Annotated in this window: 22 protein-coding genes; 16 read left to right on the top strand and 6 right to left on the bottom strand. The window is 72.7% G+C overall.

Going from position 1 to position 21,267, the window contains the following annotated elements:
- Positions 1-111: 111 nt before the first annotated feature.
- Positions 112-732 carry a class I SAM-dependent methyltransferase gene (locus J7E93_RS17475; protein ID WP_215070408.1) on the bottom strand — a complete coding sequence of 207 codons (621 nt, stop codon included), beginning with the start codon at positions 730-732 and terminating at the stop codon, positions 112-114.
- Between the two features lie 151 nt (positions 733-883).
- On the opposite strand from J7E93_RS17475, the gene J7E93_RS17470 reads away from it, so the two are divergent.
- The 8 genes from J7E93_RS17470 (at position 884) to J7E93_RS17435 (ending at position 9,832) form a co-directional block, all read left to right on the top strand.
- Complete coding sequence (locus J7E93_RS17470; protein ID WP_215070406.1) at positions 884-1,822, top strand: MHYT domain-containing protein; 939 nt, start codon at positions 884-886, stop codon at positions 1,820-1,822.
- A gap of 147 nt (positions 1,823-1,969) precedes the next feature.
- Positions 1,970-4,861, top strand: a complete 2,892-nt coding sequence (locus tag J7E93_RS17465) for a nitrate- and nitrite sensing domain-containing protein (RefSeq protein ID WP_215070404.1) — start codon at positions 1,970-1,972, stop codon at positions 4,859-4,861.
- Entirely contained in the window at positions 4,858-5,292 is a 435-nt protein-coding gene (locus tag J7E93_RS17460) for a roadblock/LC7 domain-containing protein (protein WP_215070402.1), read from the top strand. The genes J7E93_RS17465 and J7E93_RS17460 overlap by 4 nt, the downstream gene beginning before the upstream one ends.
- Before the next feature lie 12 nt (positions 5,293-5,304).
- Positions 5,305-5,721, top strand: a complete 417-nt coding sequence (locus tag J7E93_RS17455) for a DUF742 domain-containing protein (protein ID WP_215070400.1) — start codon at positions 5,305-5,307, stop codon at positions 5,719-5,721.
- Positions 5,702-6,319 (top strand): ATP/GTP-binding protein, encoded by a 618-nt coding sequence (locus J7E93_RS17450; protein ID WP_215070398.1) that lies wholly within the window; start codon positions 5,702-5,704, stop codon positions 6,317-6,319. The genes J7E93_RS17455 and J7E93_RS17450 overlap by 20 nt, the downstream gene beginning before the upstream one ends.
- Positions 6,320-6,582: 263 nt before the next feature.
- On the top strand, positions 6,583-6,996 hold the full coding sequence (locus J7E93_RS17445) for a roadblock/LC7 domain-containing protein (RefSeq protein WP_215070396.1): 414 nt from the start codon (positions 6,583-6,585) through the stop codon (positions 6,994-6,996).
- 119 nt (positions 6,997-7,115) lie between these two features.
- Positions 7,116-8,144: a DUF6397 family protein gene (locus J7E93_RS17440; RefSeq protein WP_215070394.1), complete on the top strand. Its 1,029-nt coding sequence runs from the start codon at positions 7,116-7,118 to the stop codon at positions 8,142-8,144.
- A 140-nt stretch (positions 8,145-8,284) separates the two neighbouring features.
- Positions 8,285-9,832, top strand: coding sequence for an ATP-dependent DNA ligase (locus tag J7E93_RS17435; protein ID WP_215070392.1), 1,548 nt, complete (start codon positions 8,285-8,287; stop codon positions 9,830-9,832).
- On the opposite strand, the gene J7E93_RS17430 is transcribed toward J7E93_RS17435, so the two are convergent.
- Positions 9,816-10,373, bottom strand: coding sequence for a DUF6328 family protein (locus tag J7E93_RS17430; RefSeq protein WP_308368693.1), 558 nt, complete (start codon positions 10,371-10,373; stop codon positions 9,816-9,818). The genes J7E93_RS17435 and J7E93_RS17430 overlap by 17 nt on opposite strands.
- Positions 10,374-10,580: 207 nt before the next feature.
- Here J7E93_RS17430 and J7E93_RS17425 point away from each other — a divergent pair, with 207 nt between their 5' ends.
- The 4 genes from J7E93_RS17425 (at position 10,581) to J7E93_RS17410 (ending at position 13,534) form a co-directional block, all read left to right on the top strand.
- Entirely contained in the window at positions 10,581-10,958 is a 378-nt protein-coding gene (locus J7E93_RS17425) for a hypothetical protein (RefSeq protein WP_215070390.1), read from the top strand.
- Positions 10,959-11,315: 357 nt separating this feature from the next.
- Positions 11,316-12,101 (top strand): polysaccharide deacetylase family protein, encoded by a 786-nt coding sequence (locus J7E93_RS17420; RefSeq protein ID WP_215070388.1) that lies wholly within the window; start codon positions 11,316-11,318, stop codon positions 12,099-12,101.
- A gap of 366 nt (positions 12,102-12,467) precedes the next feature.
- Positions 12,468-13,178 carry a hypothetical protein gene (locus tag J7E93_RS17415; protein WP_251066673.1) on the top strand — a complete coding sequence of 237 codons (711 nt, stop codon included), beginning with the start codon at positions 12,468-12,470 and terminating at the stop codon, positions 13,176-13,178.
- A complete protein-coding gene (locus tag J7E93_RS17410) occupies positions 13,178-13,534 on the top strand; it encodes a peptidase inhibitor family I36 protein (RefSeq protein WP_215070386.1) in 357 nt (118 codons plus the stop codon). Before J7E93_RS17415 ends, J7E93_RS17410 begins: the two co-directional genes overlap by 1 nt.
- 88 nt (positions 13,535-13,622) lie before the next feature.
- Here the strand turns inward: J7E93_RS17410 and J7E93_RS17405 are convergent, their stop codons facing one another.
- The 3 genes from J7E93_RS17405 to J7E93_RS17395 form a co-directional block, all read right to left on the bottom strand.
- Complete coding sequence (locus J7E93_RS17405; protein ID WP_215070384.1) at positions 13,623-14,078, bottom strand: peroxiredoxin; 456 nt, start codon at positions 14,076-14,078, stop codon at positions 13,623-13,625.
- 216 nt (positions 14,079-14,294) lie between these two features.
- Positions 14,295-14,864 (bottom strand): PadR family transcriptional regulator, encoded by a 570-nt coding sequence (locus J7E93_RS17400; protein ID WP_215070382.1) that lies wholly within the window; start codon positions 14,862-14,864, stop codon positions 14,295-14,297.
- Positions 14,865-14,922: 58 nt separating this feature from the next.
- Entirely contained in the window at positions 14,923-16,164 is a 1,242-nt protein-coding gene (locus J7E93_RS17395; RefSeq protein WP_215070380.1) for an FAD-dependent monooxygenase, read from the bottom strand.
- Positions 16,165-16,376: 212 nt separating this feature from the next.
- On the opposite strand from J7E93_RS17395, the gene J7E93_RS17390 reads away from it, so the two are divergent.
- From J7E93_RS17390 to J7E93_RS17375, 4 genes are all read left to right on the top strand, one after another.
- Positions 16,377-16,892 carry a TetR family transcriptional regulator C-terminal domain-containing protein gene (locus J7E93_RS17390; RefSeq protein WP_215070439.1) on the top strand — a complete coding sequence of 172 codons (516 nt, stop codon included), beginning with the start codon at positions 16,377-16,379 and terminating at the stop codon, positions 16,890-16,892.
- A gap of 37 nt (positions 16,893-16,929) precedes the next feature.
- Positions 16,930-17,415 (top strand): SRPBCC family protein, encoded by a 486-nt coding sequence (locus J7E93_RS17385; protein ID WP_215070379.1) that lies wholly within the window; start codon positions 16,930-16,932, stop codon positions 17,413-17,415.
- A 154-nt stretch (positions 17,416-17,569) separates the two neighbouring features.
- Positions 17,570-18,133, top strand: coding sequence for an MBL fold metallo-hydrolase (locus J7E93_RS17380; RefSeq protein ID WP_215070377.1), 564 nt, complete (start codon positions 17,570-17,572; stop codon positions 18,131-18,133).
- 208 nt (positions 18,134-18,341) lie between these two features.
- Positions 18,342-18,650: a CU044_2847 family protein gene (locus J7E93_RS17375; protein ID WP_215070375.1), complete on the top strand. Its 309-nt coding sequence runs from the start codon at positions 18,342-18,344 to the stop codon at positions 18,648-18,650.
- A gap of 88 nt (positions 18,651-18,738) precedes the next feature.
- Here the strand turns inward: J7E93_RS17375 and J7E93_RS17370 are convergent, their stop codons facing one another.
- A complete protein-coding gene (locus tag J7E93_RS17370) occupies positions 18,739-21,225 on the bottom strand; it encodes an ATP-dependent Clp protease ATP-binding subunit (protein ID WP_215070373.1) in 2,487 nt (828 codons plus the stop codon).
- Between the last annotated feature and the right edge of the window lie 42 nt (positions 21,226-21,267).

Raw genomic sequence — 21,267 nt, 5'->3', positions numbered from 1 at the left:
CAGGGCTGCCCGGCACCTCCACCGTAGACACGGAAGTGCCGGGACAGAAGGGTGCGTCGGTGTACGGGTCACGGGTCATGGGTCACGCGATCACCGGAAGGGCCGGGACAGTCACTCCGTACGACGGAGGGGTGAGCCCTCTCGTACGGCGAGCACCAGATAGCGGTCGTCCTCGTCCACGTAACGGACCATCCGCCAGCCGGAGTCGGAGAGAAGCGGGCGGAGGCGGGGCTCGGCGCGCAGGTCGTCCTCGGTGACGAGTCGTCCGTGGCGAGCCGCGAGGGCCGCCCGGCCGATGGGGTGGAAGAGGGCGAGCTGTCCGCCGGGGCGCACGACCCGGGCCAGTTCGCGCAGGTTCTCGGCCGGATCCGCAAGGTGGGAGACGAGTCCCGCCCCGAAGACCGCGTCGAGCGCCTCGTCGCGCACCGGAAGCCGGGCGACGTCCGTCAGGAGCAGCGCCGCGACCTTGTCGCGCCCGGCGCGTACCGCCTCGGCGAGCATCTCCGGCGTCAGGTCCGCGCCGATCACGGTCCCCGTGGGTCCCACCGCCTCGCGCAGTGGAGGAAGCGCTCGACCGGTGCCGCAGCCCGCGTCGAGCACGGCGTCTCCCGGGCGCAGCCCGAGGTCGGCGACGGCCGCGGCATAGGCGGGACCGTCGTCGGGGAAGCGCGCGTCCCAGCCGGCGGCGCGGGCGCCGAAGAACTCCTGGACATGGGTGGGGTCATCGCTCATGCGTGCATGATGCCCCAGCCTCAGGGGTGAACGTTCTGTGCGCACGTTCGAGCGCGGCACGATCGTTCTGGAACATCTCTGCGTCATATTCCATCAGCTTTCGAAATGCGCCCCCGATGCGCCCCCTTGCCCGCACTAGCGTCCCTGGGTCATGGGACACCTGGACCACGCCACCTTCGGCTGGCTGACACCTGCGCTGTCGTACGCGATGGCCTGCATAGGCGCGGCCCTCGGGCTGCGCTGCACCGTCCGCGCGCTCGACGCGACCGGCCGATCACGACGCAACTGGCTGCTCACCGCCGCCTCCGCGATCGGCACCGGCATCTGGACCATGCACTTCGTCGCGATGCTGGGCTTCGGCGTCACCGGGAGCGACATCCGCTACGACGTTCCCCTCACCATCCTCAGCCTGCTCATCGCCATGGCCGTCGTCGGAGTCGGGGTCTTCGCCGTCGGCTACGGCCGCGACCGCTTCCGCTCGCTCCTGGTCGGCGGACTCACGACCGGCGTCGGTGTCGCGAGCATGCACTACATGGGCATGGCCGCACTGCGGCTGCACGGGCAGGTGCGGTACGACCCCGTGCTCGTCGCGCTCTCCGTCGTCATCGCGGTCGTCGCCGCGACGGCGGCGCTGTGGGCGGCCCTGAACATCCACGCCCCGGCCGCTGTCGCGGTGGCCTCCCTGGTGATGGGAGCGGCCGTCAGCAGCATGCACTACACCGGTATGTTCGCCGTCCGGGTCGAGGTCACCCCGTCGGCGTCGACGCTTCCCGGCGCCTCGGCCATGCAGTTCATCTTCCCCCTCGCCGTGGGTCTCGGCTCCTACCTCTTCATCACCTCGGCCTTCGTGGCCCTCTCACCCACCGCCAAGGAGCGCGCCGCATACGCCTCGGCGGAGCGCCTCACCGAACCCGACGACCGTGCCGTCGACGTGGCTCCGGCCGGCTTCCACCCGTCATCGCCGTCGCCGTCACCGTCACCGTCACCGTCGGCGCCGCAGGCCGCCGACAACACCGCGGGCGCCATGGGGACGGCGCCCTCGTACGCCTACCCGGCGGGCCCCGTGGACGGTGGCCCGGGCAGGGCCTAGGCCGAACTCCGCTCTTCGGCACGCACGCGCGCGCGTGCCTGGGCGGAGGAGCGCGAGGCGCGCCACGCACGGCGCATCACGAACCACGAACGGCGCACACCGCACCGCGTACAGCACCAGGACAGACGCAGCCGGAACGAGGAGGCCATGCGAACTCCCCGCAGGACCCAGGGCGCCCACACGACGGCGCGGCCGCAGGCGACGGTGCGCGGGCGGCGCGCGCACGCCGGGCCACCCGCCGACGAACCGCCGGAGACCGATGACGCGCCGCCCACCCACGAGGCGCCCTGGCTCACCGACGTGCCCGGGTCCACCGACGCGCCCCGGTCCACCGACGCGCCCCGGTCCACCGACGTGCCCGGGTTCACCGAGGTGCTCAAGTCCACCGGGACGCCAGGGATGCCAGGGGCGCCCGCCGCGACCCGGCGCCGGGGTCTGCGCCCCCGTACCGTCCGCGCGAAGATCGTCTCGTTGCTGATGGTGCCCGTCGTGTCGCTGCTCACTCTGTGGGGCTTCGCCACCGTCACCACCGCGCAGGACATCGCCCGACTGCGCCAACTCCAGCGCGTGGACGCGGAGATCCGGGAACCCGTCGCCGCCGCCGTTCTCGCCCTCCAAGCCGAACGCCGTGCCGCCGTACGCCAGGTCGCCGCACCGGGCACCGGGCGCGCCACCGAGCTCAGGGAGCAGGCGCGGCGTACCGACGCGGCCGTCACCCGGCTCCGTCTCGACGCCCGGCACACCGTCGGCGACACCGGAGACCTGTCGGACGGTGCGCCCCGCGAAGTCGCCGACCGGCTCGGACGGTTCGTCACCCGCGCCGAAGGCCTCGGTCGACTGCGCACCGCAGCGGCCGACGGCAAAGCCGACTGGGACCAGGTGTACGCGGAGTACACCGCCGCCATCACCACCGCCTTCGCCGTCGGCGGCGCCCTGACCGGCATCCAGGACGCCGAGATCGGCTCCGACGCGCGCGTGCTCCTGGAGTTCGGCCGGGCCGGCGAGATGCTCGCCCGCGAGGACGCCCTGCTCGGCTCCGCCCACCTCGGCGGAGAACTCACCCCGGAGAGGCTCCGGCGGTTCACAGGAGCCGTGGAGACCCGCCGTACCCTCCTCGAGTCCGCCACCGCCGACCTGCGCGGCCCCGAGCGAGCCGCCTGGGAGAAGCTCGCCGCCCAGCGCGGCCACCGGCAGCTCACCGCGGCCGAGGACCGCGTCATCGCCGCCGCTCCCGGCCGCAAGGCCGTCCAGGCCGTCTCCGCCGCCTCCTGGGACGACGCCGTCGCCGTCGTGCGCGGCTCAATCCGCGCGATCGAGACGGACGCCCGCCACGCCGCCGCCGACCGCGCCGACCCGTTCGCCGACGGCGTCCTGACCGCGGGTGGCGCCGCGGTCCTGCTCGGCCTGGCCGCCGTCGCCGCCTCCCTCGTCATCTCGGTGCGCATCGGCCGTGCCCTCGTCGTCGAACTGGTCAGGCTGCGCAACACGGCCCTGGCGATCGCCCGGCGCAAGCTCCCCGCCGCCATGCACCGGCTGCGCGCCGGTGAGGAGATCGACGTCCTGGCCGAGGCCCCGCCGGGGCCCGCCCCGCAGGACGAGATCGGCCAGGTCGGCGAGGCGCTCACCACCGTGCACCGGGCCGCGCTCTCCGCCGCCGTCGAACGCGCCGAACTCGCCAGTGGGATCTCCGGCGTCTTCGTCAACCTCGCCCGCCGTAGCCAGGTCCTCGTCCATCGGCAGCTCAACCTGCTGGACAGCATGGAGCGTCGGGCCGACGACCCGAACGAGCTCGGCGACCTGTTCCGGCTCGACCACCTCACCACGCGGATGCGGCGCCACGCCGAGAGCCTGATCATCCTCTCCGGCGCCGCACCCGGACGCGCCTGGCGGATGCCGGTCCCGCTGACCAACGTCGTACGGGCCGCCGTCTCCGAGATCGAGGACTACGCGCGCGTGGAGGTGCACCGGCTCCCCGAGACGGCCGTCGTCGGCGGCGCCGTCGCCGACCTCACCCACCTCCTGGCCGAACTCATCGAGAACGCCGCCCAGTTCTCCCCGCCCCACACCAAGGTGCGGATCACCGGCGAACAGGTCGGCAACGGTTACGCCCTGGAGATCGAGGACCGCGGCCTCGGCATGGGCAAGGAGAGCCTGGCCGAGGCCAACACGAGAATCGAGCAGTCGGAGGCCCTGGACCTGTTCGACAGCGACCGGCTCGGACTGTTCGTGGTGAGCCGCCTCTCCTCCCGGCACGACATCAAGGTCCACCTGCGGACCTCGCCCTACGGCGGTACGACGGCCGTTGTGCTGCTGCCGACGGACCTCCTGCAGAGCGCACTCCCCCCGGGACGGACCGGGCCCGACCGCCGGGCGTCCGAGAGCGCCTACGGGGAGGGAACGAGGGCGGAAGGGGCCCGCTCCGAGGAAACGCCGATGCCGCCGAAGGCGATGAGGGCGATGACGGCGGTGACAGCGGTGACAGCGACGTCGGCGACGACGGCGGTGACAGCGACGACGGCGACGTTCCCGGAGCACCGGCGGCAGCAGCCCGGCGCCGTGACCCCCGTACCGTCCCAGCCGCCGGCGGGCCCGCCACGCGTCCCCGCCCTGTCGGCGCAGCCGGACGGGCAGGAGACCGGTTCCCAGGAGCAACCGCCGGCCGGGGTCACCACCCTTCGGCAGCGCGGACGTCCGACCCCGGGCCCCCAAGCGCCCCCACCAGCGACGCCTCGGTCCTCGGCACCCTCCTCCCCGCCCCCGGGATTCCCCCTTGAGGACGCCCACGAGCTCCCTCGCAGGGTGCGTCAGGCCAGTCTCGTACCGCAGCTGCGCGAGGCGCCCCCGGCGGACCCGCCGCCCACCCCGGCGGTCCAGGGAGCGGGCGCACGCACACCCGAGCAGGTCAGGGACCGCATGACCGCCTACCGCGACGGTTGGACGCGGGGCGGCGGCGCCGCCCCCGGCACCCGCCGCCCCCTCGGCACCGGCTCCGGCCGCGACTTCGGCCGCGACTTCCCCAGTGAAGGAGAGCAGGAATGATCGACCACGAGAGGATCTCCCACCACCGCTCAGGTGAACTCGACTGGCTCCTCGACGACCTCGTCGTCCGGGTCCGAGAAGTCCGCCACACCGTCGTGCTGTCCAACGACGGTCTCGCCGTCGGATCCTCCAGCGGCCTCAGCCGGGAGGACGCCGAGCATCTGGCCGCCATCGCCTCCGGCTTCCACAGCCTTGCCAAGGGCGCGGGCCGCCAGTTCCACACGGGGGGCGTGCGCCAGACGATGGTGGAGATGGACGACGGCTTCCTCTTCGTCGCGGCCGCCGGCGACGGCTCCTGCCTCGCCGTCCTCAGCTCGGTGAACGCCGACATCGGTCTCGTCGCCTACGAGATGGCCCGCCTGGTGAAGCGGGTCGGCGAACATCTGCACACACCGCCGCGGCTCACCGCCACCCCGCCGGCCGCCGGCTGACCGGAGACACCCATGAACGAGGACAGCACCGGCGACGGCCAGGCCGCTGCGGGCAGCCAGTGGTACGACGCCGACGCCGGGCCGCTCGTCCGGCCGTACGCCATGACCGGCGGCCGTACCAAGCCGGGTCCCAGCAACGTACGGTTCGACCTCATCGCCCTCGTCGTCGTCGACGACGACCCGCCCGGCCGTGCCGAGGAATCGCTCCTCGGCCCGGAACACCGGGCCCTGCTCACGCTGTGCCGGGCCGAGACCCAGTCGGTGGCGGAGCTCGCCGCCGACGCCGACCTGCCCGTCGGAGTCGTCCGGGTCCTCCTCGGCGATCTCCTCGAAGCGGGCTTCGTCAAGGTCAGCCGACCCATCCCGCCCGCACAGCTGCCCGACGAACGGATCCTGAGGGAAGTCATCGATGGCCTACGAGCGCTCTGAGAGCACCGGTACGGGCGACGGCGTGGACGCCACGGCCCTCGCCCTGAAGATCCTGGTCGCCGGCGGGTTCGGCGTCGGCAAGACCACCCTGGTGGGCGCGGTCAGCGAGATCCGTCCGCTGCGCACCGAGGAACGGCTCAGCCGGGCCGGGGAGACCGTGGACGACACCGACGGCGTCGCCCGGAAGACCACCACGACCGTGGCCATGGACTTCGGGCGCATCACGATCCGCTCGGGGCTCTCGCTGTACCTCTTCGGCACCCCGGGGCAGGACCGCTTCTGGTTCCTCTGGGACGAACTGTCCCAGGGGGCACTGGGGGCCGTCGTCCTCGCCGACACCCGACGGCTGGAGGACTGCTTCCCGGCGGTGGACTACTTCGAGCACCGCAAGATCCCCTTCCTCGTCGCCGTCAACTGCTTCGCGGGCGCCCGGAACTACGGTGCGCACGAGGTCTCGCGCGCACTGGACCTGGACCGCGGCACACCGGTGGTGCTGTGCGACGCGCGGGACCGGGACTCGGGCAAGGAGGTCCTGATCCGACTCGTCGAGTACGCGGGACGGATGCATACGGCCCGGCTGCTGGACTCCGTCGGCTGAGACGAACCGGTGCCCTCGCGCTCGACGACCTCCTCGGCACGGTCCACGCCCATGGAGCGGCCACCGATCCGGGCAGCCCCATGGCCAGGGGTCCGTGCTGCGCCGTGCCGCGCCGTGCCGCGCCGCGCCGTGCCGTGCTGCGGCACGCGTGGCTCCTTCGAGTGCTTGCTCTGTCCACGACACTGCGTAAGGCTTGCGGACGACACGCGGACCGCGGGGACTTCGGGTCGACGGGGACGCAACACACAGGGGGAGGACCGGACATGGCGCTGGACAAGGGACTTGACTGGCTTCTGGACGACTTGACCCAGCGGGTCGAGTACATACGGCACGCGCTGGTGCTGTCCAACGACGGGTTGGTGACGGGCGCGAGCAGCGGCCTGAAGCGGGAGGACGCCGAGCATCTGGCCGCCGTCTCCTCCGGCCTGCACAGCCTGGCCCGCGGTTCGGGTCGGCACTTCCAGGCGGGTCGTGCCCGGCAGACGATGGTGGAGTTCGACGAGGCCCTGATGTTCGTGACGGCGGCGGGGGACGGCAGCTGTCTGTGTGTGCTGAGCGCCGCGGAGGCCGATGTCGGCCAGGTGGCGTACGAGATGACGCTGCTGGTGAACCGTGTGGGCGAGCATCTGGGGGTGGCGGCGCGTCAGCCGGGCCGCGCGGGACTCGCCGAACTCTGAGGTTGTCCACAGGACGGGGCCGGGTCGCCCGGCCCGAGTTGTCCACAGGGGGAGCGGTGGGACATTGCTGCACGTTACGGTCGTCACCGAGAGTATTCGTCACTCAGGGGGAGGCCGTCATGGCGGTGGAGGAAGGCGCGGGCACGCTGGCACCGACGCGGGCAGCGCAGGAACTGGAACTGCGGCGAGACGAGTTCCAGTTGGCCGTTCAGTGGGGACTGATCCGTACGGTGCCGGCCGGCGCCCCCGATGCACGGGGCGGTGCGCCGGGCGGCGGCCGGCGGAGGGTGGAGCGGGCAGAGGTCGACCGGCTCAGAGCCGCACCCGACTTCCCCATGGGGCTGCGGGAACGGGTCCGCACGGTCGGTACGACGGAGGCCGCCGCGCTGCTCTCGGTCACCCCGGACCGCTTCACCAAGCTGGCCAGGACCGGGCACTTCAGCCCTGTGCGGTTCTATCTGAACCGGTACCGCGCGGTGGTGTGGCTCTACCTCGCCGGTGAGCTCGGGGAGTTCGCCCTGACCCATCAGAGTCTGCTGAGCGGACGGCTTCCCCAGGAGGTCCGCGACCGGATCGAGGCGGGTGAGGACCGGCGGGCGCGGAACTGGCGGGCCAGACGGCTCGGACTGCTGCTGCGGGCGACGGAGGACCCGTGGGCGCGGGCGGCGGCGATCGCCTCGCTCCTCGACCCGCTCCAGCTGGCCGAGGTCGTCGACGACCCGTACGAACGGACGCATCTCGACCGGCTGCGCCCGCAACCGCCATCGGGGCTGCCGGCGTCGGCGACCGGCCGTGAGATCGCGGATCGGCTGATGCTGGCGGACGACCCGGACGAGGTCCTGTGGCACCGGATGAGCCTGGCGCTCGCGCTGGACGAGGCCCGTCAGGAGCGCCGGGCCCCGCGGCCCGACGGGGGAGCGGGCGGGCGCCAGGAGCCCCGTCCGGCCGCCACCCGGCCACCCCGTCCGCCGGCCTTCTCCCGCCCACCCGTCCGCCGCGCCCGCCCCGGGCTCCTCGACCGGCTCCGGCGCCGAAGGCGAACGGGCGCGAATGCGGGGACGGATCCGGTTCCCGGTGCGGGCGCGGGCGCAGGCGTGGCGATGCCCGAAGGGGAGGTGGTGCCGCGCCCGGTCGCGTCCATGGAGTAGCGCCGTCGACCGGGGCATGCCGGGGGCGGGGCCGGGGCGGGTGACCGGATCGGCGTGCGAGGTGCGGTCGTCGGCCGGGGCGGGTGACCGGATCGGCGTACGAAGTGCGATCGTCGGGCGGGGCGGGAGAGGATGGGCGCATGCTTCTGGCACGACTCGCGGACGTCTCCCATCAGGTCGCCGCCACCTCGGCCCGTTCGCGGAAGATCGCGCTCCTCGCCGAGCTCTTCTCGGAGGCCGCGCCCGAGGAGAGTCCGCTCGTCATCGCCTACCTCTCCGGCCGGCTCCCGCAGGGACGCATCGGTGTCGGCTGGAGTGTGCTCAAGAACGCGGTCCCTCCCGCCGTCCCACCCGCCGAGCAGCCGACCCTCACGCTCGCCGGCACCGATGCCGCCATGACCGCGCTCGCCACCCTCACCGGCGCCGGTTCGCAGGCCGAACGCGTCCGTCTCGTCCATGACCTGATGGCCGCCGCCACCCTCCCGGAACAGGAGTTCCTGATCCGGCTGCTCTCCGGCGAGGTGCGTCAGGGCGCCCTCGACGCCATCGCGCTGGAGGGCGTCGCACGGGCCGCCACGGTCCCCTCCGACCAGCTCCGCCGCGCCGTGATGCTCGAAGGATCCCTGCCGCGCGTCGCCCGGGCGGTGCTCGCCGACGGTCCCGGCGCGCTGGACACCTTCGCCCTGCGGGTCGGCAGCCCCGTCCAGCCGATGCTCGCCCACACCGCCGGCTCGGTCACCGAGGCCGTCGCGAGCCTCGGCCCTTGCGTCGTCGAGGAGAAGCTGGACGGCATCCGCGTCCAGGTGCACCGCCGGGGCGACGAGGTCCGGGTCTTCACCCGCTCCTTGGACGACATCACCGGCCGGCTCCCCGAAGTCGTCGGGCTCGCCCGGGACATGACTGCCGACCCGTTCATCCTGGACGGCGAGGTCATCGCGCTCGATCCGGCCACGGGACGGCCGATGGCCTTCCAGGACATCGCCTCCCGGGTCGGATCCCGCGTCGACGTGGTGACCGCCAGCGCCACGACCCCCGTCTCCCCGGTCTTCTTCGACGTTCTCGCCGCGGACGGCGAGGTCCTCATCGACCGGCCCGGCCACGAGCGCCACGCGGCCCTGGCCCGCCTGGTGCCCGAGGCCTCGCGGGTGCGGCGGTGCGTCGTCGACGATCCGGGCGCGGCCGCGCAGATCGAGACGGCCGAGCGGTTCTTCACCGACACCCTGGCCCGTGGCCACGAAGGAGTCCTGGTCAAAGCCCTCGACGCGCCCTATGTGGCCGGCCGCCGCGGGCGTACCTGGCTGAAGGTCAAACCCGTCCACACCCTCGACCTCGTCGTCCTCGCCGCGGAGTGGGGTCATGGACGGCGCACCGGGCTGCTCTCCAACCTCCACCTCGGCGCCCGCGCCGCCGACGGCTCCTTCGTGATGCTGGGCAAGACCTTCAAGGGCCTCACCGACGAGATGCTCCGCTGGCAGACCGAGAAGCTGCGTGGACTCGCCGTGTCCGACGACGGATTCACCGTGCGCGTACGGCCCGAGCTCGTCGTCGAGATCGCGTACGACGGGCTGCAGCGTTCCACCCGCTACCCGGCAGGAGTCACTCTGCGCTTCGCCCGCGTCGTGCGCCACCGCCCGGACAAGCCGGCCGCCGAGGCCGACACCGTGCGGCGGGTCACCGGCGGCCCGTGAACCGGTCCCGGCGACGTCGGGGGGCGCCGCCACCGTTGGAGTAGCGCCTGCGCACCCAGATCGGCAGCACGAACCAGCAGAGCAGGTACCAGGTGACCAGGCCGGCCACGAGCCACGGCACGTACGTGTGCTGCGTCGCCACCCTCAGCACCAGGAGCAGCGCGGAGGCCAGGGTCGCCAGCAGCAGGAGCAGCCCGATGAACGTCAGACGGGACGCCCACTCGACGGACTGCGGTTTGATCCGCCGCCCCGCCACCAGCCGGTGGAAGGAGACCGGTCCGATCAGGGCGCCCGTCGCCGCCGCACCCAGGGAGACCGTGACGACGTAGGTGGTCCGGTCGGCCGCCGACAGTTCCGGGAAGCGGGGCGTGAAGACGACCGTCAGAAGGAAACCGAACAGGATCTGCACGCCGGTCTGGGCGACCCTGATCTCCTGCATCAGTTCGCCCCACCGCCGGTCCGCGCGCTCCTCCGGCGTCTCGTGACGCCCGCGGATCAGACCGTCGCCGTCGGGCGGTGTCTGACGTGGCGTGGTGGGCACGGAACCTCCCGTTCAACTCCATCGTCGCGGATGACCGGACGTGGGGCTTCAACCCTGAGGGATGAGCTCGGCGCGCGCCACCGAAGCCGGAGAAGCGTGCGAGGTGCAGGGGACGCGGGCCGGCCCAGGCGCGGGCCTCGCGGGACGCGTCCGTGCGAGGGATGCTGGAAGCGTGGCAGGACGACCGGCCCGCCGGGCCGCGAGGAGATGAGCGACGTGTACGACATGCACATCGACACGGACGTCACCGTGCAACTGAGCGACTGCTCCCGGGAGGACGCCCAAGTCGTCTTCGACGTCCTCGACCACGTCTACGAGCTCGAGGACATGACCGCGCCGGGCCCGCGGGCGGGCACGGCCCCGGGCGTGAACGTCTGGACGGCCACCTTCGACACGGCGGCCGGCCGGCATGAGGAGACGAGCCACGTTCCGCTGACCGGGATGGTCGGGGCGGTGCTGACCGGCGGATACCACGCGGTCGACGAGGTCGAGAAGACGCTCGCCACCAGCTTCGACATCCAGTCGCTGCAGTCGGTCTCCGGCGACCAGGAGACCGAGGCCCGGCTGCTGCTCGCCTCCCGCTGAGACGCCGGCGACGCAGGCCTCTCGGTGAGACGCCTGCGACCGCCGGCACGTGGACACCCCGGGCGGAGCGGACGGGCGCCGTCCGGGGCATACGTATGCCGTGCGGCGGCGGGCCCTCATGGCTGATCACCGGCGTACCCCGGCTGATCACCCGCGACGACCGGCAGCCCCCACGATCACGACGATCCCCCGCGATCACCACGACCCCCCGCGATCACGACGACCCCCGCGATCACGACGACCCCCTATGCACGGTGTGTATACACCGTGTGTAGAGTGCTCGGCATGCCACGGAAACGCCCCTGACCAGGCGTGCGTGGCCGTCCGAAGCCATCGACGGGGAAAGCGGGTCGCAGCATGTTCCGAACCAAGCCGACGAAGAGCCGGGGACCGGCCGTCGCCCTTCTGGCGGCGGCCTCGTTGGTCCTCGCCCTCAGTGGTTGCGGGGTGGACCGGGTCACCCCCGGTGAAGCCAGGGGCGAGGCGGCCCGTTCGGACGGCAAGGCCGGAGCGGCCGGCGCTTCCCGGGCGGTCGACTGCGCCGCGGTGAAGTGCATCGCGCTGACCTTCGACGCGGGCCCCGGCAAGGACACGCCCCGCCTCCTCGACATCCTCAAGGAGAAGCAGGTCCCGGCCACCTTCTTCCTGCTCGGCAAGAACCACGTCGACCGCTATCCGCGGGTCGTCAAGCGCATCGCCGACGAGGGCCACGAGGTCGCCAACCACACCTGGACCCATCGCATCCTCACCGACGTGGAAGCCGGTGACGTGCGGGAGGAGCTGTCCCGCACGCAGGACGCGATAGAGGAGATCACCGGGCGCAGGCCCACCCTCATGCGGCCTCCGCAGGGGCGCACCGACGGGACGGTCTCCGAGGTGAGCCGTGAACTCGGGCTCGCGCAGATCCTGTGGAGCGTCACGGCGAAGGACTACTCCACGACCGATTCGGCGCTCATACGCCAGCGGGTGCTCGACGGGGCCGAGAGGGACGGGATCATCCTGCTGCACGACATCTACGACGGAACGGTCCCGGCCGTCCCCGGGATCATCGACGAGCTGAAGCGACGAGGCTTCACGTTCGTGACCGTCCCGCAGCTTCTCGCGCCCGCCACCGCAGAGCCAGGGACCGTCTACCGTCCGTAACCTGAGACGCCGGACCGGCGAAAACGGGGTGAGGTGACTCACACCGGGCAGGTTCGATTCCTCGGAACACGGCGCGAAGGTTTATCGTTCATCCATATGTGACTGCGAAGGGGCCCGGTCCCCGAGTCCCCCCTTGAGGTGACCGCTCTTCGCCGTCACAGCGATCGGCCCCGGTTGGAATCCCCCGTCCAACCGGGGCTCTTTCGTTTCCGCGCGCGGACCGCTCCCGGGCGGCGCACACTCCGGCGCGTTCGACCCGTTCGAGTGACCCCCGGCATGTCCTCCGCTGCGCTCGGGCAGTGTCGTCACGCGCCGTGACGATCATCGGATACGACTCGCTGACCAGGCGTTTCACAAGGGGGGACCTTGCTTTCCATCACTCGGCGTGCCCTGCGCCTGCTCGGGCCCGCCCTCGCCGTCCTCGCGCTGGCCGGCTGCGCGAGCGTCCACGCCCGGCCGGCCGTACCGTCCGCGCCCGAGGCCCAGGACGAGCTGCTGAGGACCGCCGAACGCACCCTCGTCGTCCGCTGCCTCGCGGCGCGGGGCCTCACCCTCCCCGACACCGTCCCCGGCCGCTCGCCCGCCGCTGCCGACGACCGCCGCCTCCAGGCAGCCCTCTTCGGCACGGGCCCTCGTGAGCTCTCCCTGACCCTTGCCACCGGCCACACCGTCACCGCCCACACCGACGGCTGCGTCGCCGCCGCCCGGCAGAGCCTCTACGGCGACCAGGCCCGCTGGTTCCGTGCCCAGGTGACCGTCGACAACCTGCGTGCCGAGGCCCAGGCGCGTATGAAGGACGACCCCGCCCACCGTGCCGCGCTGGACCGATGGACCCGGTGCGCAGCCCCACCCGGCCGTCCACGCCCCGAACGCCCCGACCCCGCCCTCACCGCCCGGTGCGAGCGGGAGAGCGGACTCGCCGACGTACGGGCCCGGCTGGAACCCGCCGAGCTGGCGGAGGTGCGCTCTCTGCACGACGACCAGCTCGCCACTTACCGGCAGCTGCGCAACCGCGCACTGCAGCGGGCAGCCGAACTGTCCGCCCGCACCACCGAACAGAAAGGCAACGACGCCTGATGAAGCGCATCCTCACCGCCGCCGCCGCCGCGGCTCTGCTCGCCCTCACCACGCCGGCCCTGGCGGCCGACTGCCCGAGCGGCCACTTCTGCACGTGGCAGGAAGCCGACTTCGGTGGCCAGCGTGCCAACTGGAGCGGCGACGACGGCTGGTGGGAGAGCTGGATCGCCGATACCGACTCCTCCTGGGCCAACCACGGCATCTCCGGACCAGGGGTCAAGGACCACGTCCGCGTCTACGAGAGCGCCTGGCAGGGCGGTTCCATGACCATCTGCCTCGCCCCCGGCCAGGAGGTCGGCTACAACGGCGCGGCCAACGACCGCGGTGACTCCCACACCTGGGCGACGGGCTGCTGACCGAGCCTCCCGACGCGCTCCCGCGCCCCGAGGGTGCGGGAGCCCACCGGTACGGGGGACGATCTCTTCCCCCGCTGTGGGTGGCGCTTCAGACCCGGCGTGCGCGGAGCGCCGCCAGCGCGCGATCGGCGTGCGCGCTCATCCGCAGCTCGCTGCGGACGACCTCCAGGACCCGGCGGTCCGTATCGATCACGAAAGTGACCCGCTTCGTCGGCGCGAGCGAGAATCCGCGCGTCACCCCGAAGCGGTCGCGGATGGCGCCGTCGGGGTCGGAGAGCAGCGGGTACCCGAGCGAATGCCGGTCCGCGAACTCCTGCTGGCGTTCGACGGCATCGGAGCTGATGCCGACCGAGCGCGCTCCCGCCGCCCGGAACTCGCTGGCCAGGTCACGGAAGTGGCAGGCCTCGGCGGTGCAGCCGGGGGTGAGCGCCGCCGGATAGAAGAAGAGGACCACCGGCCCGTCCTCGAGCAGACCGGTCAGGGACCGGGGCTTCCCCGTCTCGTCCGGAAGAGTGAAGTCCTCGACGATGTCACCGACGTTCATCCGGCCCGCCCCTCAGTCCGGCCACCGGCCCCTCCGGTCGCCGACGGGTGACGTTACCGGGGAGTAAGCGGATCTGTCACCAGAGGCGGGCGGCTGCCAGCAACCGGTCCCGGCCGACCCATCAGCCATGCTGTCCGTCACGCCGACCAGCATAGGTGTGCCCACGGGAGGCGGCGGTGGGCGGCGGGACCGGCCGTGCGGTGCCCGCGCGCGGGCTCAGGCCTGCTGGCGTACGGCCCGGCGCTGTTCCAGAACCGCCAGGACCCGCTCGCCCCAACGCAGGTTCTCCTCTTCGAGGGACAGGCCGCGCATCAGCGTGAGGTAGGGGCCGATCCGTTCCGCCTCGCGCAGGTACGTCTCCTCGTCGCGGCCGTCGAGCATCCACTCCCGCAGCCGTCGGTAGCGGGCGAGTTTGCCCCGCGACCACTCCATCCGCTCCCGCACGAAACCGCGGACGGCGTCGGTGTCGCCCGCGTCGCAGGCCTGCACCTGGACCATCAGTTCGTCGCGGATGGCGGTCGGACGCGGCGGTTGGGCGGTGTACGCCACGAGGTCCTGCCGGCCGGCGTCGGTGAGCGAGAACATCCGCTTGTTGGGCCGGCGTCTCTGTTGTACGACGCGGGCGGCGATCAGGCCGGCCTCCGACAGTCGGTCCAGCTCCCGGTAGAGCTGCTGCGGCGTGGCGGCCCAGAAGTTGGCGACGGACACGTCGAAGATCTTGGCCAGGTCGTATCCGGATGCCTCGCCCTCCAGGAGAGCTGCGAGGACCGCGTGCTTCAGGGACATCCGGACACGCTAGCAGTTCGTTGAATAGTTCCTTTCGCACCTATTCAGCGGCCGACTGTCAACGGCCGACGCCATCGGCTTCGGAGGTCGTCGTCGCCCGGGGCAGGGACGGCGGTGTCCAGTCGGCGTGCCGCAGGATCATGCGCAGCGCCGCGCCCGAGGGGGCCAGCCGAAGCGCCGCGTTCCGCAGGGCCACGGCCGCCGGGTGGCTGAGCTGCTGGCCCATGCGGCCGGCGCGGCGAGCGGCGACCGTGACGGACTGGGCGCGAGGGCGGCGTTCGGCGTCGTAGGAGGCCAAGGCCGCTCGGATGTCCGTGCCGTCGGCCGCCCGGGGGTGCCCCAGGGCGGCGGCGAGGACGACCGCGTCCTCCAGCGCCTGGCAGGCGCCTTGGCCCAGGTTGGGGGTCATCGCGTGGGCCGCATCGCCGAGGAGCGCGACGCGGCCGGAGACGAAGGACGGGAGCGGGGTGGCCAGTTCATGAATGTCGTGGTGGAGGACGGCCTCGGGGCGGGTCGCGTCGAGCAGGCGGGGGATGGGCGGATGCCAGCCGGCGAACAGCCGGCGCACCTCGCCGAGCGGGTCCGCGTGGCGAACGCCGGGCCGGGCGTTGAGGACGGCGTGCCACTCCGCGCGCCCGTCCTCGAAGGCGATGTGGCCGAACTCGGCGCCGTGCCCCCAGCTGATCTCGAAGTCCGTGGGCAGGTCCAAGGGGCGGTCCGTGAGGGCGCGCAGGACGGTCGAGCCGCTGTGGACCGGGCCCCGGTGCTCGGGGAACAGCAGCGCCCGGACGCGGCTGTTGACGCCGTCGGCGGCCACCACCAGGTCGGCGTCGAGGTGCGTCCCGGGCGTCGGCGAGGCCCCGGCGGCCCGTGCACGGAGGTGGACGCGGACGCGTTCAGGAGCCGAGCGGTCGAGGCCCGTTACCTCGACGCCGACGGTGAGGGCCTCGGCCGGGAGGGCGGCGCGCATGATCCGGTGCAGCGCGGCGCGCGGGATGCCGACGATGGGCGTACCGAGCGCGCGTTCGAGGGCGGCGCCGTCCATGCGGGCGAGCCAGGAGCCGTCCGGCGTACGGGTGCCGCCGGTGTACTGACCGCGCGCCGCCGCCCGCACCTGGGCCCCGACGCCGAGCGCGTCGAGGGCGCGGATGCCGTTGGCGGCCAGCGAGATCCCGGCGCCCGCGTCGTCGAGGACGTGGGCGCGCTCCACCACCGTCACCTCCCAGCCGACCCGCCGCAGTCCGAGGGCGGCGGCGAGCCCGCCGATTCCCGCGCCGACGACGACAGCGGTGTTCCCCATGGCATTCAGCCCCTCTCCAGAGTCTTCTACACCTGTAGAAGCCTAGCGTGCGGTCTCTACAGGTGTAGAAAGTGGGGGTGACCTCCGATCGACGTGCCGCCGCCGCCACCGGCCCCGCCTCCGCTGCCCGTGCCACCGCCCCCGCTTCCGGCGTCTCCGAGCGCCGCACCCTCCTCGCGGACGCCGCGATCGACGTCCTCGCCGACGCGGGGATGCGCGGGCTGACCCACCGCGCCGTCGACGCCGCCGCGAGACTCCCGGCGGGAACCACCTCCGCGTACTACCGCACCCGCTCGGCCCTGCTGACCGCCCTCGTCCGCCGTCTGGTCGAACGGGACCAGGCCGAGCTGCGGGCGGTGGGGGAGGGGCTCGGCGAGCCGCACTCCGCCGCCGAACTCGCCCACGCCGGCGCCGCGCTGATCGCCGCCCGTCTCGCCGGTGAGGGCCGGCGCCGATCCCTCGCGCGCTACGCCTGCGCGGTCGAGAGCGTGCGGGACCCCGAACTCCGCGACATCCTGATTCCGCGCGAGAACCCGGCGCGGGACGCGGTACGCCGCTTCCTCGCCGCTCACCGGGTCGAGGACCCGGAGGGGCGCACACTGACGCTGCTGGCGTGCGTGGACGGTCTCGTGTTCGACCGGCTCGTCCGAGGTGGAGACGTCTCCGTGGAGGAGGTCGAAGGTCTGGTGACGGCGGCGTTGCGGCCTGCCGGCGCCGGGCGGCGTTGACACGCGGCAGCCGCACGTCAGCAGGGAGCAGAACCCGATGGACAGCAACGCGTTCGTCTACACCACCTACATCCGCACCACTCCCGAGGAACTCTGGCAGGCCCTGATCGAACCGTCGCTCACCCGCCGCTACTGGGGGGTCGCCTTCGAGACGACGTGGACCGCCGGGTCGCCGATGGTCTGGGACGAGGGCGGACGCAAGACCAGTGACCCCGGCCAGGTGGTCCTCGCGGCCGAGCCCGGCCGGCTCCTCTCGTACACCTGGCACACCTTCACGCCGGAGTGGGCCGAGGCGGTCGGTGTCGGTGACGAGGTGTACGCGAGGCTCGCGAGGGAGCGCCGCTCGAAGGTGACCTTCGCGATCGAGCCGGCCGGGGACATGGTCAAGCTGACCCTCGTGCACGACGACCTGGAGCCCGACGGTACGGTCCGTGACCTGGTCGGCGAGGGCTGGCCGGCCCTGCTCTCCAGTCTCAAGTCCCTCCTGGAGACGGGCGAGGAGCTGCCGGAGCCGCCGCGCTGAGAGCCCGTCCTCCCCGAAGGTGCCGAGCCCCGGGGGCCCCGGCATCCGGGAGCCCCGGCATCCGGGAGCCAACGGCAGGCTGGCTGGAAATCGCATGCCAGTCCGGCTGGAAACAATCCATCCCGCACCAGGTGCCGCGCTAGCGTGAGCGCCCATGACCGCCACCCTGACCGTCCTGACCGAGGGATACGTCGGCCCACGCACCGCCTCCACCGTCAGCCTTCTGCGTGACGGGGACGTCGTGGTCGTCGTCGACCCGGGCATGGTCGCCGACCGCGAGCTGATCCTCGGCCCGCTCGACGCCGCCGGTGTGGTGCCCGGGCAGGTCACCGACGTGGTGTTCAGCCACCACCACCCCGACCACACCCTCAACGCCGCCCTCTTCCCGGCCGCTCGCTACCACGACCACTGGGCCGTCTATCAGGACGATCTCTGGACCGACCGTCCCGCCGACGGCTTCGCCCTCTCCCCGTCGATCCGGCTCGCCGCCACGCCCGGGCACACCGCGGAGGACATCAGCACCCTGGCCGAGACCGCCGACGGCCTCGTCGTGCTCACCCACCTGTGGTGGTCGTCGGACGGGCCCGTCGAGGAGCCCTACGCCACGGACCCCGCAGCCCTGCACGCCTCGCGGCGGGCGATCCTCGACCTCTCCCCGGCCCTGGTCGTCCCGGGCCACGGCGCCGCCTTCACCCCCACGGCCGCCACCCCGGGGTAGCCCGGCACCGGTGCGTTCGAGTCGCGCCGGACCCCGCTCCCGCGCCACTCCTCCTCACGTACGGGAGGGCAGCGCGCCCGGGCGGCCGGCGGCCGGCGGCCGGCGCGCTGAGGAGCGGTCGCGGCGTGCCGACCGTTCGCGCCCGCCGCCCTCGGTGATACTGGCGCCCTGCCCCGCCGCCCGTACCACGAGGGAGTCGTGAGCCGCGATGCCGGACGTCACCAGGGTCGAGATCGGGGACGCCGTGCTCTACGTCGAGGCCGAACGGCTAGGACCGGACACGGAGCTGGAAGGGGTGCGCGACGCCGTCCCCGATCTGACGGGGCTCGGCCGCGCCCTGTCCGCCTTCGCCGGACAGATCGGCGATGCCCTGCACCAAGCCGCCCCCCACCGGGCGACCGTCGAGTTCGGCTGCGAACTGGCCCTGGACGCGGGCGGACTGACGGCGCTCATCGTGAAGGGCAGCGCCGGCGCGAGTCTGCGGGTCACGCTGGAATGGACCAAGCGAGCGGACTGACGGCACCGAGCAAGCCCTGCGGCGCGCGGGGCGCGGGGTCGTGGGCCCCGTGCCGCCTCCGTCCGGGCGAGGCCCCTGCCTCACCGGCTCATGCCGGCTTCTTCACCCGGCAGACCAGCGCGTCGTTCTCGATGTCCGCCACGATCGTGTCGCCTGGATCCGCCTCGCCGCCCAGGAGCAGGGACGCGATGTGGTTGTCCAGCTCGGCCTGGATGGTGCGGCGCAGCGGGCGGGCGCCGAACTCCGGCTGGTGACCGTGCGCGACGAGCAGCTTCTTCGCCGCCTCGGTCACTTTGAGCCGCAGCCCCTGGGCATGGACGCGGCGCTCGGTCTGCCGCAGCAGCAGATCGAGGATCATGCCGAGATCGTCCTCGGCGAGACCGTGGAAGATGATCGTCTCGTCGACGCGGTTGAGGAACTCGGGCGTGAAGTGTCCGCGCAGGTCCCGCTTCAGGTCCTCCCGGATCTCCGAGACGTCGCCGTGGTGGGCCAGGATGCGCTGGGCGCCGATGTTCGAGGTCATGACGATCACACAGTTGCGGAAGTCGACCGTCCGGCCCTGCGCGTCCGTGAGTCTCCCGTCGTCCAGGACCTGGAGCAGGGTGTGGAAGACATCCGGGTGGGCCTTCTCCACTTCGTCGAAGAGCAGGACGCTGTACGGCTGCCGGCGTACCTTCTCGGTGAGCTGGCCCGCCTCCTCGTGCCCGACGTATCCGGGAGGCGCGCCGACGAGCCGGGAGACCGTGTGCTTCTCCTGGAACTCGCTCATGTCGAAGCGGATCATGCGGTTCTCGTCCCCGAAGAGCAACTCGGCCAGGGCCTTGGCCAGTTCGGTCTTGCCGACACCGGTCGGGCCCAGGAAGAGGAAGGACCCCACCGGCCGGCTGGGGTCACCCATCCCCGCCCGGTTGCGGCGCACGGCCTGAGAGATGGCGGTGACCGCCTCGTCCTGCCCCACCACCCGGCTGTGCAGGGCGTCCTCCAGCTTGAGGAGCCGGTCCTTCTCGCTCTGCGTCATCTGCGCCACGGGGATGCCGGTCCGGCGCGACAGCACGTCCGCGATGTCGTCGACGGTCACCTCCCGCACACCCTCGCGCCGCTCCTCGATCCCGGACAGCTCGGCCTCGAGCCGGCCGATGTCCTTCTTGATGTCGTTCGCCCGCTCGAAGTCCTCGGCCGCGACCGCCTCGTCCTTCTCGCGCCGCAGCTTCGCCAGCTGGTCCTCGCGATCGACGACCTCCGTCGACCTGCCGAGCGAACGCAGCCGTACGCGGGCGCCCGTCTGGTCCACCAGATCGATGGCCTTGTCCGGAAGGAAACGGTCGGAGACATAGCGGTCGGAGAGCTCGGCGGCGGCGACCAGGGCGGCGTCGCTGTAGCGGACCTGGTGGTGGGCCTCGTAGGAGTCCCGCAGCCCCTCCAGGATCTGAACCGTCTCCTCCACCGACGGCTCGGGGATCATCACCGGCTGGAAACGCCGTTCCAGCGCCGCGTCCTTCTCCACGTACCGCCGGTACTCGTCGATCGTCGTCGCGCCCACCACATGGAGCTCGCCGCGGGCGAGCGCGGGCTTGAGCATGTTCCCGGCGTCCATGGCCACCTCACCCGACGCGCCGGCGCCCACCACGGTGTGCAGCTCGTCGATGAAGAGGATCGTCGAGTCGGCGGCCGTCTTCACCTCGTCGATGACGTTCTTCAGCCGCTCCTCGAACTGGCCGCGGTACTGGGCGCCCGCGACCAGGCCGGAGAGGTCGAGCCCGATGACCCGCTTGCCCTCCAGGGTCTTGGGGACCTCGCCCGCCACGATCCGCTGGGCCAGGCCCTCCACGATGGCGGTCTTGCCCACGCCCGGCTCGCCGATGAGCACCGGGTTGTTCTTGGAACGGCGGGAGAGGATCTCGACGGTCTGCTCGATCTCCTCGGCCCGCCCCACCACCGGATCGAGCTTCCCGGCCCGCGCCTCCTCCGTCAGATCGCGTCCGTACTCGTCGAGCGTGGGGGTGGTGCTCTCCGGACGCGCGGCCGGCGTGCCCTCCGGACGCGCGGCCCGCTCGGCCGAGGAACGCAGGCCCCCGACGTCCGAACCCAGCGCGCCCAGCAGCTTCGCCGCCGCGGACGCCGGGTCGTCGAGGAGCGCGCCGAGGATGTGCTCGGGACCGATGTACGAGACGCCGGATTCCTGGGAACGGCCGTAGGCCCGCAGCAGGACCCGCTTGGCGGCCGGGGTGAGTCCGGGTTCGGCCGACGGGACGCCGCTCGCGCCGGGCAGGGCCTCCCCGACCAGCTTGCCCAGCTCGTCGGGGTCGGCGCCCGACCTCTCCAGCAGAGACCGGGTGGGTTCCACCTGGGTGGCGGCCCAGAGCAGGTGCTCGGTGTCCAGGTCCGCGCTGCCGTCCTCGGCCGCCCGCGTGGTGGCACGGCCGATCAGGTCGCGTGCCGAGTCCGTGAGCAGTCTGCCGATCGGCACCCGTTGCACGGCCGGTGGGGAGGCCGCCGGAGACATGCCGAAGAAGCGGTTGAGCAGCTCGTTGAACGGGTCGGATCCACCGAAGGACCCGAAGGGGGACATGGTCATGGGGGGCGCCGTCCAGATCGTCGACTTCCGTGCGGTACGCCT

It is taken from the genome of Streptomyces sp. ISL-36 (genome assembly GCF_018614205.1).
Lineage (GTDB): Bacteria > Actinomycetota > Actinomycetes > Streptomycetales > Streptomycetaceae > Streptomyces.
The sequence above is the reverse complement of the archived record's forward strand: the minus strand, read 5'-3'. Positions and strand labels throughout refer to the sequence as shown.